Source organism: Burkholderia sp. KL41, from assembly GCF_057005415.2.
Genome location: NZ_CM174446.1, coordinates 1,895,943 through 1,908,547, shown reverse-complemented (window position 1 = coordinate 1,908,547; position 12,605 = coordinate 1,895,943). Strand labels below are relative to the sequence as shown.

The following is a 12,605-nucleotide window of genomic DNA, read 5'->3' as shown; positions in this document are numbered from 1 at the left end:
TGTGGCGCCGCCGCGTCATCCCGCTTTCGCACTGCCGCGCTCAGGCTGCCCAATCTTCGAGCGACAACCCGGCCACCCGGCCGAACTCCCGGCCGTTGTTCGTGACGAGCACCGCACCGGCCGCGATCGCATGCCCGGCGATCGACGCATCGTTCGCGCCGATCGGCATGCCGCGCGCGGCGAGATCGGCGCGAATCGCGGCCGTTGCATCGACGGCCGCCGTATCCCACGACAGCACGCCATCGAGCCGCGAGACAAAGGCCGTCACGAGTTCCGCATGCTTCGGCGAAGCCTTCCTGCCGACTGCGCCGAACCGCATTTCGGCATAAGTGATGGCCGACACGACGATCCGGTGCTGCGCATTGACGCACGATTGCAGCCGCGACAGCACTACCGGCGGCCGCTCGCGCATGATGAACGAACAGATGTTCGTATCGAGCATGTAGAGCGTGGTCACTGGCCGGACTCCGTCGGCGCGGCGCCGCCGGAAAGGTCGAAGCGGCCGGACTCGATCACGGCCGGGCGTTCGGCGAGGAAATCGGCGTCGGCCAGCGGTTCGCTCGCGAACGAGAGCCACGTGGGCCGCACCGGCCGCAGCATCAGTGTGTCGCCCTCGCGGCGGATCTCGAGTTCCGTCACCCCCTCGAACTCCATGTCCTTCGGGATGCGGATTGCCTGGTTACGGGCGTTCTTGAAAATGGAAACGGTGCGCATGAGCCACTCCATGGGAGTACGATGCGCCCATTCTAGACATATGCCAGCATATGTCAAATTGAGGGGGCGCAAATCGGACGTCGCGCCCCACGCTGCCACGGGTGTTTTTGTCATGTTGCCGGCCTGTCGTCGATGAGGAGAGCGATCCATTCTTCACGACGCAGGCCACGCGGTCCATATCCCGAACGGCCGATGCCGGTGCGGCACCGCATCGCGCGCAACGTCGCACCGACGCTGCGCACCCGCGCCGTCACGGCAACCGGAAAGTGTCGAAGAATGTGTCTCGCTCGATCACGGTGAGCGCCGCGCGCTTGTGCGGGAAGTCGAACTCCTTCAGCGTGTAGAACCCGAGCCGGTGCATGTACGCGATGTGCCGCACGTGATCGACGCGCGGCTCGCCGACGAGCCGCTGCGTGCGCGGTTCGTCGACGAACATGTAGTGCAGCACCCCGCTCCACCATGCGTGCAGCTTGCCGGCGCTCTGGAACCGCGAATCGCCGATCAGCAGGTGCAGCCCGCGATCGTAGTCGTGCGCATCGTAGAACGGCGCGAGACGATCCTCCTTCGCCCAGTAGAACTCGAAATAGCCGAACGGCGTGTCGTCGAAATAGCCGATCATCGGGTGCATGTGCGGATCGGCGAGCCGCTCGGCAAGATACGCCGCGTGCTCGTCGCGCGTGCCGCGCTGGTCCCAGAAATGCGCGACGCGATCGAGGTTCATCCAGCCGCTGAACAGGTCCGCATGCGCGTCGATGTCGACGGTGCGCAGGCTGAACGTCATCCCGACCTGCGGCATATGGCGTGCATAGATCTCGCCGGCCGGCGACGGCGGCCGCACCGGGTGCCGGTGGCCGTTCGTGATCGCATGGCGAAGCGGCATCCCGCCCGACGCGGGCGCCTTCAGCCACGGTCGCGGGTTCTGCCAGAAGGTCGTGCGCGATACGGTGAACCGCAACGTGTCGCCCTCGGCCTGCGCGCCGTCGATCACGCCCTCGCGCACCGCGCGCGCGACGAACGACGCAACGGCCGCCGCATCGGCGCCGCCGAGCGGCACCGTGATCGTCGCCGCGTCGTATCGCGTGTCGGTGTTGAAGAGCGCGACGAACGCCGCGAGCAGTGCCTCCGGCGAATCGTCGGGCCGCCACGCGTCGAGCGAGCGCTCGGCGACCGTCATCGCCGGCCCGTGCGCGGCGCCGTCGAGCGCCGCGGCCACTTCACCTTCGACGGCGTCGGCGGCGCCGGCCGGTTTCGTCAGCGTGTCTTGCATCACAGTGCTCCCGCGTCGTGGCGATCGGCGAGAACGTGCAGCCCCCGCTCGAGCGCCGGAAACAGGCTGCGCTGGAAGTTGTTCCAGCGCAGTTCGAGAATCGTGTCGTCCGGTGCGATCGGCGTGTCGAGCACGTCGCAGATCACCTCGCCGGAATCGATGCCGTTGTCGACGTAGTGGAACGACGCGCCCGTCATCATCACGGGCTCGACCGACGACGTCGCGCCGCTCGCCCAGTCGACCCGTTCGCCGCGCGCGCCGTGCAGCGCGTCGAGCGTCGCCCATGCGCCGCGCCGCTGGTAAGGCGAACCGTCGGCGGTGATACCCGGGTGGATGTTGGCGATGCGCCGGTGAAAGCGCGCGCCGGGCCGCACGAGCTCGTCGAGGATCACGAGCAGCCCGTCGAGCACGACGACATCGGCTTGGAGTTCGAGCAGGCGCTCGAGCAGGCGGCGCTCGAACGCCTGTTTGCCGGCTGCACGCTCGCGTGCGTCGCGCGGCAGCCGCCGGTACGTCGACGCAATCGTGCAGAACAGTTCGTCGACCGGCCGGCCCTGCACCGTCAACCCTTCCGGCAGGATCCACGGGCGGCCCGGCGTGCGCGCGAAACCGTAGTCGGCCACCTTCGCGCGGTCGGCCGGCGAACCGTCGTCGTCGTCGACGATCACGCCCTTGAGCGTGTAGCGCTCGCCGAGCGGCGAGTCGTTCAGGCGCTCGACGAGGAATTCGAGCGGCGCCTTCATGTAGCGCGTGCCGCCCTGATAAGCGACCGGCTGGCCGGCGCGATCGGCCGCGCCGTTGCGCAGCGACTGGATGTAGACGAGATTTTTCTTCGGCATGGATGCGTCGTGGAAAAGCGGACGAAGGCGCCGCGGCCGGCCCGCGCCGGCCACGAAGGCCGGCCGGCGGGCCGCGGCGCGCATCGTCACCAGTTGTATTTCGCGGTCGCGATCACCGTGCGGTCGGTGCCGAACACGCAGACGTTCACCGACTGGCAGCCGCTGATGTAGTGGCGGTTGGCCAGGTTCGTCGCATTCACGGCGAAGCGCCAGTTGCGCGTGTCGTAGTGCACGCCCGCGTCGAACAGCGTGACGCTCGACACCGTCAGCGCGTTGTCGGACCCACCGGCCGACGCGCTCTGGTAGCGAACGCCGCCGCCGAAGCCCAGCCCCGCGAGCGCCCCCGTATGCCAAGTCCAGTCGGCCCACAGCGACGCCATCTGGCGCGGACGCGGAATGTCGACCGGCCAGTTGTTCAGCGAGTTGTCGTTCGCCTTGATGACCTTCACGTCCTGGTAGACGTACGAGGCGATCAGCGACAGGTTCGGCGTGACCTTGCCGGTCGCACTCAGCTCGATCCCGCGCGAACGCACCTCGCCGGACTGTACCGACTTGGTGCCGCTGTCGTCCTGGCTCGGCAGCGCCGGCGTGATGCCGTTGGTCTGGTTGATCTGGTAGATCGCCGCGTTCAGCATCAGGTTCTTGCCGGGCGGCTGCCAGCGCAGGCCGGCCTCGATCTGCTTGCCGCGCGTCGGCTGCGGCAGCCCGCCGCCGAGCAGGTTCACACCGATCAGCGGGTTGAACGAAGTCGCGTAGCTGATGTACGGCGACAGCCCGTAGTCGCCCTGGTACGTGAGGCCGACGCGGCCGGTGAATGCCGTCACGTCCGCCTTCGTCGACGTGCCGCCCGCGCGGTCGTCCTGGCGCATGTTGACCCAGTCCTCGCGGCCGCCGAGCGTCAGCGTCCAGCGGTTCCACTTGATCTGGTCCTGCGCGTACAGGCCGAACGTGTTCATCGCCGTGTACGTGTTGGTGCGACCCGTGGTCTCCGGGTTGGAGAACACCGACGTGGTCACGGGCGTGTACACCGGGTTGTAGATGTTCAACGGCGGCGCGGCGGCAATCCACTCGCTGTCGGTTGCGGTCTGCCGGTTGTACTGGAAGCCGAGCAGCAGCGTGTGCTGCAGCGGGCCCGTCGCGAAGCGGCCCTCGACGTTGTTGTCGATGTCGAAGCGGCTGTAGTTCATCTGGAACACGCCGGCCCAGCGGCTGACATCGGTCGTGCTGCCGTCGACGAAGCCGTTGCCCCACACCGAACCATTGTCGAGCGACAGGTGCATCAGGCGGACGTTCTGCCGGAACTTCCAGGCCGAAGTCAGGTTCTGCTCGAACTGGTAGCCGACCGACCACTGCTTCTTGCGGTAGTAGTTGAAGTTCGGGTCGCCTTCGTACACGTCCTTGTTGATCTGGCCGCTCGGATTCGGCAGCACCGTGCCCTGCGCGGGCAGGAAGTTCGACGAGATGTCGCCCCAGTCCTGCAGGTACGTCGCGGACAGCGTCAGCGACGTATCCGCGTTCGGGCGCCAGCGGAACGACGGCGCAAGCGCGACGCGCTGGTCGTTGTTCGGGCCGGTCAGCGCATTGCCGTCGCGCGCGACGCCGACGAACCGGTACGCGTACTTGCCATCCGGGTCGAGCTTGTCGCCCACGTCGATCATGAACTGCTTGCGCGCGTAGTTGCCGATCTGCACGCCGGCCTCGCGCACGCGCTCGCCGTCCGCGAGCTTGGTCTGCACGTCGATGATCGCGCCGGGGTCGCCCGCGCCGTACAGCACCGAGGTCGGCCCGCGCAGCACGGTGATGCTGTCGATCATGTACGGATCGACGCGCCAGCTCGCGAGGTTGATCGTGTTCGGCACCTGCAGCCCGTTCACGTAGGCGGTCGGCGTGAAGCCGCGCAGTGCCGCGTACCAGTCGGAACGGTTGTCCGAACCATACGACGAGAAACCCGGCACGTAGCGCAGTGCCGCGTTCACGTCGGTCGCGCCGGTCATCTCGATCTGCTGCGCGGTGACGACGTTGATCGTCTGCGGGATCTCGTTGATCGGTGTATCGGTCTTCGTGCCGGTCCGGCTGCGCTTCGCGACGAGCCCGACCGTGCTGTCCCCTTCCGAGGCCGCGTTGACGTTGATCGTCGGCAGCGTACCGGTCGACGCACTGGCCGCCGCACCGCCCTGCGCACTGCTGGCCGACGCCGCGGCGCCTGCGTTCACGGCCGGCGCCGTCTGGGCATATGCCTGCCCCGCCGCCGCACCGAACGCCACGCTTGCCGCGGCTGCGATCGCACGCAAACGCGTGCCTGTTGCCCACTCCATCTTTCTCTGCTCCACTTTTTTCATGCGGTCTCCGACCGCGCCTTTGTCAAAGAGCGAAAGCCATCCGGCCCGCGCTCACCCCGTTTTCTTGTCTTGCCTTGGCCGCGCCTTCGTCATGGGCGGGCACGATCCCGTCTTCGAGCGACGCGCAGATTTCGTCCGCGCGGCGTGCCAGCACCGACAGCAGCGTGTCGGACAAACCGTGGCTGTCTTCGCAGCAGCCTTGCAGGTAGATGCGCGGCGCGAAGTGCGCGGGCGTCGCGAGCAGGTAGTCGCGCGTCACGTCGCCACGCTCGAGCGCATCGCCCAGGTGCGGCGCAAGCCCTTCGAGCAGCGCCGAATGGGTGTCGCGGCGGTAGCCGGTCGCGAGCACGAGCGCGTCGAAGCGCTCGACGCGCGTCGCACCGCTCATCCGGTCGCGCAACGTCAGCTCGATGCGGCCGTCGGCGGTGCGCACCGCGCCCTCGATCGCGCTGTTCGCGAGCAGCGCATGACGCGGCGTGCCGTCGATGCGCTGCAGGTACAGCATTTCGTAGATCTGTTCGATCAGCGGCCTGTCGACCACCGCATAGTTCGTGTCGCGATAGCGTTCGAGCAGCGCACGGCGCGCGTCATGCGGCTGCGCATAGACGACATCGGTGAATTCGGGGCTGAAGATCTCGTTGACGAACGGGCTGTCGTCGGCCGGCTTCAGCGCGCCCGCGCGCATCACGAGGCTCGCGTCGACATGCGGGAAGCGGCGCGCGAGATCGATGAACACCTCGGCCGCGCTCTGCCCCGCGCCGATCACCGCGACGCGGCGGCGCTCGCCGTCCGGCGACGCGACGAGCCGGTCGATGTCGGTCAGGTAGGACGACGAGTGGATCACGCGGTCGCGGCCGAGCACGGCGAACGCGTCCGGGATCGCCGGCGTCCCGCCGACGCCGACCGACAGCGCGCGCGTGACGCGCTGGCGCTCGTGGCCGGCGGCGTCGCGCGACAGCACGCGCAGCGCGTCGATCCGTGCGCCGTCGCCGCGCACGGGCTCGATGCCCAGCACGGTCTCGCTGTAATGGACGCGATCGTCGAACGCGTCGGCCACCCAGCTCAGGTAGTCGTGGAACTCGACGCGGGTCGGGTAGAAGTTCTTCAGGTTGACGAATTCGTTCAGCCGGCCGCGTTCAAACAGGTAGTTGATGAACGTGTAGCGGCTTTTCGGATCGCGCATCGTGACGAGATCCTTCAGAAACGAGATCTGCATCCGGCAGTCGTCGAGCAGCATCCCGCGATGCCAGCCGAATTCAGGCTGGCGCTCGACGAAGCAATGGGCGAGCGTACGCGCGCCGCCGCGCTCCGCGAGGCGCACGGCCAGCGCCAGATTCGACGGCCCGAAGCCGACGCCGATCAGGTCGAATACGGTTTCTCTCTGCATGTCTCAGCTCCCTTGTCGGTGAATCCGGCGCGTCAGACGTGACGGCCGGAGAAGAACGTCTCGCGCAGCGTGCGCATCCACAGCGGCTGCGCGTCGGCCAGCGCGAGACGGCGCTGCCGCGCGAAGCCATGCCGCGCGAGATGGTCGGCAACCCGCGCGTGGCCGGCCGGAACGGCACAGCCGACCGCTTCGGTACGCGGGTCGTCGAGAAACAGGTAATGAACGACGCACGGCAGCCAGCCCGCCACGCAATGCGGGCCGCGCCAGCGCGATTCGCCGACCAGCATCCGCAGCCCGCGGTCGTAGTCGCGCGCCGCGACGTGCGGCGCGAGCGCGTCTTCCTTCAACCAGAACGCCTCGAAATACGCGAACGGTTCGCCGTCGAAGCAGCCGACGAGCGGCGTGACGTGCGGGTCGGCATCCGGCGCCGCACCTTGCCCGCCGTCCACGCCAGGCTGCGCGCCCGGCCAGCCGTCGCGCACGCGCGGCTCGTCGAACCAGCGCGCGACGCGTTGGGCATCCTCGGCCGGCTGCCAGCCGCGCAGCGTGAAGCGCACGCCGAGCGCCGGCAGGTCGCGCGCATAGACTTCGCCGCGCGGCGCCGGCGGCCGGCGCGGGTGGCGGCGGTCGTCGGTGAACACCGGCAGCGTCGCGCACGACAGATGCGGGCCGACGAGCCACAGGTCGGCCTGCTGTGCCCAGCCTTCGCGCATGCAACGGCCGGCGTCGGCGAGCACGCCGCTCGCGCGCAGCGCATCGAGCGCGACCGCCGGCCATGCGGCCGGGTCGAGCCGGATCGACGCGTGGCGCGCGCTGTCGGAAAACGCCGCGGCCAATGCGGCCAGCAGCGCACGCCGCTGGTCGGCCGGCGACGCGCGATGGTTGTATGCGACGAGGCGCAGCGCGCCGTCGTCGCCGAGTTGCGCGCGCAACAACTGCGCACCGATGCCGTCGCCCTGCGCGACGCGGATCTCCGCGCCGTCGCGCACGGCGAACAGGCCGTCCGCGAACGCGAGGCGGTAGGTATCGAGCATCGTGAATCCGTCCGGACGCACTTCAGCCAGCATGGCGTTCCTCCTGTCCCGTTTCCGTGCATGCGTCGAGCCGCGCGCCGAGTGCCGCGAAGGTCGGCGACGCGAACAGGTCGGCGACCGTCAGCGCGTGACCGGCGCGGCTGGCCGCGTCGACGAAGCGCACGACGTCGAACGACGTCGCGCCCGCTTCGAACAGGTCGGCATCGGGCTCGGGCGCGGCCGTCGCGAACGTGTCGGACCACAGCGCCGCGAGCGCGGCAGCCGCGTGCGGTGCGCGTGACGACGTTGCGGCGCGTGCGTCGCCTGCCGCGTGCGCGCGCGGCGACGCTTGCGCAACGGCATGCGTGTCGGGCGCGCCGAGCGCGGCTTCCGACGCGCCGGCGAAGCGCGCGACTTCGTCGTGGTAAACGTCGACGAGCACATCGACGAAGCTGCGGTCGAGCAGTTCGTCCGCATACGAGAACGCGGCGCTCACGCGCCCGTCCGGATGCTCGACGACGTCCAGCTCCAGCGTGAACACGACGCGATGGCGCACATCGTCGAACCCGGCCAGCGACAGGCCGGCCCAGTCGCGCGCGGCGGCACCGGTCGGGCGCAGGTAGTTGAACATCACCTGGAACAGCGGATTGGCCTGCGCGGCACGCGGCGCGCGCAGCGCCGCGACGACGTCCGCGAACGGCACGTCGGCGTGCGCATAGGCCGCGAGTGCCGTGTCGCGCACCTGGGCCAGCACGTCCGCGCGACGCGCGGCCGGGTCGATCCGCGTGCGCACGACGACCGAATTGATGAAGAGGCCGAGCGCCTCGCGGGCCGCGTCGCCCGTCAGCTCGCGCGTCGACGCGAGCACGCCGACCGGCTGGTCGGCCGCACCCGTCGCGCGGAACAAGGCGGTGTTGAGCGCCGCGTGCAGCAGCATCGGCAGCGTCGCGTGCGCGGCCGACGCCGTATCGCGTGCGGCGCGGATCAGCGCGCCGTCGAATTCGAACGCGATGCGCGCCGCGCGCCATTGCGGCACGGCCGGCGCGTTGGCGCGCTGCGGCAGCAGGCGCGCCGGCAGGTCGGCCAGCGCATCGCGCCAGTAAGCGACGCGGGCCGGATGGCACGGCGCGGGCAGCACGAGCGGCCGGGCGACCGGTTGGGCGATCTCCCCGGCCGCCACGGCACCGCCCTGCACGCGGGCGACATAGCGTGCGCGAACCGCATCGAGCCACAGCTCGATCGATTCGCCATCCGACACGATGTGATGAATCGTCAGCGACAGCACGTGATCGTCCGCGCCGAGCCGCAGCACCCACGCGCGCCACAGCGGCGCATCGGCCGCGAGGTCGAACGGCGCGAGCGCATCCTCGTCGGTCAGCGCCGCCGCGCGGGCAAGCACATCGGCTTGCGCCGACAGGTCGATCACCGGCAGTTCGACGGAAACGTCCGCGTCGATCCGCTGGCCCGGCAGCGCGCCGTCACGCGCCACGAGCCGCGCGCGCAGCGCCGGATGCACGGCCGCGACATCCGAGAAGGCCGCACGCAGCGCATCGACGTCGAGCGGGCCGCGCACCCGCAGCGCGACCGGAATGTTGTACGCGGCGCTGTCCGGCTGCGCGCGCCACAGGAACCACAGGCCGAGCTGCGCCGGCGACAGCGGCCACACGCCGTGGGCGTCCGGTTGCGCCACCGCAACGCCCGGCGCCGCGGCACCGGCATGCGCGGCGCGCGGCGCATCGGCCACCTGGCGCGCGTACTGCGCGAGCACCGGCGCTTCGAACAGCGCGCGCACCGGCACGTCGCGGCCGAGCCGTTCGGCCACGCGCGTCGCGACGCGCACGGCGGCAAGCGAATGGCCGCCGAGATCGAAGAAGTGATCGCCCCGGCCCACACGCTCGAGATTCAGCACGTCGCACCAGATCGCCGCGAGCGCGGCTTCGTCGCCGTCCTGCGGCGCTTCGTACGCGCGTTCGACGCGCACGGGCGCCGGCAGCCGTGCGCGGTCGACCTTGCTGTTCGCGTTGCGCGGCAGCGCGTCGAGCACGATCAGCTGCGCGGGCACCATGTAATCGGGCAGCGTGCGGCGCAGGTGTGCGTCGAGCGTCGCGGCTTCGACCGGCTGCGCGGCCGCCCGTGCGTCGGCGGTCAGCTCGACGTACGCGACGAGCTGCGCGAGTGCGCCCTGCCCGTGCACAACCGCGCATGCTTCACGCACCGCGTCGTGCGCGGCAAGCTGCGCCTCGATCTCGCCGAGCTCGATGCGCAGCCCGCGCAGCTTCACCTGGTGGTCGACGCGGCCGATGAAGTCGAACACGCCGTCCGCGCGGCGCCGCACGAGATCGCCCGTGCGGTACAGCCGCGCGCCCGGCGCGCCGTACGGATCCGGCACGAAACGCTCGGCCGTCAGCGCCGGGCGGTCGAGATAGCCGCGCGCGACGCCGATCCCCTCGCCGCCCAGGTACAGTTCGCCGATCACGCCGACCGGCAGCGGATGCAGCCGCTCGTCGAGCACGTGCGCGGTGCGTGCGCCGACCAGCGTACCGATCGGCAGGTACGCGGCGTCGCCGAGCTTCGCGAGATCGTCGCCAGGCCGGAACATCCACAGCGTCGGCGTGATGACCGTCTCGGTCGGCCCGTAGCCGTTGACCACGCGCACGTTCGGCAGCGCGCGGCGCAGCATCGCGAACGCCTCGCGCGACGTTGCTTCGCCGCCGACGGTCAGCGACCGCAGTGTCGGCGGCGCGCCGTGCGCGAGCGCCCATTCGGCGAGCTGCGCGGCGCAGCCGGGCGGCACGTAGGTCATCGTCACGCCGTCGCGGACCATCATCGCGCAGGTCTGCGCGGGCGGCCACAGCACGTCGGCCGTCACCGACACGGCGGCGCCCGACATGTATTGCGAGAACCAGCCTTCATGCGCGCCGTCGAAGTTGACCGACTGGAACAGCAGGAACACGTCCTGCTCGCCGGCGCCGTAGCGCTCGGCGATCGCCGCGCAATGCAGCGCGAACGATGCATGGTCGACGATCACGCCCTTCGGCTTGCCGGTCGAGCCCGACGTGTAGATCGCATAAGCAGCATGCCCCGGCAGCACGTCCGGCAGCACGACGTGCGCCGCTTCGTCGAGCGCAGCGACTTCATCGGCGCGCCACACGCGCAGCGCCGGCAGCTCGGGCAACGACGCGGCGCTCGCGCCGTCGGTCAGCACGTGCGCGATGTTCGCGTCGCCGACGATCTGCGCGAGCCGTTCGCGCGGATGAGCCGGATCGAGCGGCACGAACGCGGCGCCCGACTTCAAGACCGCGATCAGCGCGACGAGCAGGTCGACCGAGCGCTGCAGCGCGACGCCGACCCGCATTTCCGGCCGTACGCCGGCCGCCACCAGATGGCGCGCCAGGCGGGCCGCACGCGCATCGACTTCGCCGCGTGTGAACGCACGATCGATATCGGCAACGCCGCGCGCGTCGGGCCGTGCCTGGGCATGCGCGGCGATGCGTGCATGCACGGGCACGAACGGCCCGGCATCGGTCGCGCCGGCCGGCGCGTTCCATGCAAGGAGCTGCGCGCGCTCGGCGGCGGGCAGCCAGTCGAGATCGCCGACCGGCAGGTCGGGGCGCGCGAGCGCATCGGCGAGCAGCGTGACGAAGCGCGCGGCCAGCCGTTCGACCGCATCCGCATCGAACAGGTCGAGCGCGTAGATGAACGCGGCGTCGAACGTGCCGTCCGGCGTCGCCTCGACCGACAGCGTCAGGTCGAATTTCGCGGAAGGCGTACCGGACGGCAGCAACGCGGCCGACGCCGCGCCGAGCGCCGGCAACGCACGACGCTCGCCGTATGCGGCCATCACCTGGAACAGCGGATGGTGGCTCGCGCTGCGCGGCACGCCGAGCGCGTCGACCACCTGCTCGAACGGCACGTCCTGATGCATCTGCGCGTCGACGAGCGCACGCTGCGTGCGCGCGACCAGCGACGAGAAATCGCCGTGCGCGGGCACGTCGACGTCGATCGCCAGCGTGTTGACGAAGAAGCCGATCAGGCCGGCGACTTCCGCGCGTTCGCGGTTCGCGGCCGGCACGCCGACGCAGATCCGCGCATCGCCCGTCGCGCGCGCGAGCAGCGCATCGAGCGCGGCGAGCAGCACCGCGAACGGCGTGGCGCCCGATGCGGCCGCGAATGCGCGCAGTTGCGCAGCGATGCGCGCGTCGAGCGAAAACACGTGGCGGGCGCCGCGCGCACTGCGGCGCGCGGGTCGTGCGGCCGCGCCCGGCAGCGTCAGCACGCCGCGCTGCGGATCGAGCCGTTCGCGCCAGAACGCGAGCTGGCGTTCGCGCTCGCCGGCGTCGAGCCAGCGGCGCTGCCACAGCGCGTAGTCGGCGTACTGGATCGGCAGCGGCGCGAGCGGCACCGGCCGGTCGGACGCATACGTGCGATAGAACGCCGCGAGTTCCTCGAGCATCACGCCCGACGACCAGCCGTCCGACACGATGTGGTGCACGGTGAGCGCGAGCCAGTGATGCGTCGCGTCGAAGCGCACCAGGTGGGCGCGGACGAGCGGCGCCACGCCGAGATCGAACGGCTCGGCTTCCTCGGCCGTCGCGACGGCTTGCGCGCGCGCCGTGCGCTGCGCGTCCGGCAGCGCTTCAAGACCGGTTTCGCGCCACGGGCAGCGCATCGGCGCGTGGATCGTTTGCGCGACGCCGTCCGGCGCTTCGTCGAAGGTCGTGCGCAGCGCCTCGTGGCGCGCGATCAGCGCATCGCATGCAAGCCGCAACGCGTGCACGTCGAGCGGGCCCGTCAGCGCCAGGCGCTCGGTGATGTGGTACGCATCGGGCGCATCGATCAGCCGCGCATGCAGCCACAGCCGCGTCTGTGCGAACGACGCCGGCACGCGGTCGCTGCGCGGCGTGCGCGGCGGGATCGGCAGCACGCGAAAATCGATGCCGGCCGCGCCGAGCTTGTCGATGAACACCGCGCGCTGCGCGTCGGGCAGTTGCGCGAAACGCGTCGCGAGCGCCAGCCAGTCGGGTTGAACCTTCGTCATCCGTCGTC

8 protein-coding genes are annotated in these 12,605 nt (G+C 70.5%); all 8 read right to left on the bottom strand.

Features of this window, described 5'->3' with window-relative positions:
• Positions 1-40: 40 nt before the first annotated feature.
• Positions 41-457: a PIN domain-containing protein gene (locus PQB87_RS08855; RefSeq protein ID WP_021160096.1), complete on the bottom strand. Its 417-nt coding sequence runs from the start codon at positions 455-457 to the stop codon at positions 41-43.
• Positions 454-714, bottom strand: coding sequence for a type II toxin-antitoxin system VapB family antitoxin (gene vapB / locus PQB87_RS08850; protein WP_049096496.1), 261 nt, complete (start codon positions 712-714; stop codon positions 454-456). The genes PQB87_RS08855 and vapB overlap by 4 nt, the downstream gene beginning before the upstream one ends.
• 250 nt (positions 715-964) lie before the next feature.
• The gene (locus PQB87_RS08845; RefSeq protein ID WP_059682659.1) at positions 965-1,981 is read right to left on the bottom strand and encodes a GNAT family N-acetyltransferase; all 1,017 of its coding nucleotides are present in this window, start codon (positions 1,979-1,981) and stop codon (positions 965-967) included.
• Entirely contained in the window at positions 1,981-2,820 is an 840-nt protein-coding gene (locus tag PQB87_RS08840) for a formyltransferase family protein (RefSeq protein WP_489241421.1), read from the bottom strand. The genes PQB87_RS08845 and PQB87_RS08840 overlap by 1 nt, the downstream gene beginning before the upstream one ends.
• An 86-nt stretch (positions 2,821-2,906) precedes the next feature.
• Positions 2,907-5,135, bottom strand: a complete 2,229-nt coding sequence (locus tag PQB87_RS08835; protein ID WP_489242839.1) for a TonB-dependent siderophore receptor — start codon at positions 5,133-5,135, stop codon at positions 2,907-2,909.
• A gap of 46 nt (positions 5,136-5,181) precedes the next feature.
• A complete protein-coding gene (locus tag PQB87_RS08830; protein ID WP_489241419.1) occupies positions 5,182-6,546 on the bottom strand; it encodes a lysine N(6)-hydroxylase/L-ornithine N(5)-oxygenase family protein in 1,365 nt (454 codons plus the stop codon).
• Positions 6,547-6,578: 32 nt separating this feature from the next.
• Positions 6,579-7,613, bottom strand: a complete 1,035-nt coding sequence (locus tag PQB87_RS08825; protein ID WP_489241417.1) for a GNAT family N-acetyltransferase — start codon at positions 7,611-7,613, stop codon at positions 6,579-6,581.
• Positions 7,603-12,597 (bottom strand): non-ribosomal peptide synthetase, encoded by a 4,995-nt coding sequence (locus PQB87_RS08820; RefSeq protein WP_489241415.1) that lies wholly within the window; start codon positions 12,595-12,597, stop codon positions 7,603-7,605. Before PQB87_RS08820 ends, PQB87_RS08825 begins: the two co-directional genes overlap by 11 nt.
• Between the last annotated feature and the right edge of the window lie 8 nt (positions 12,598-12,605).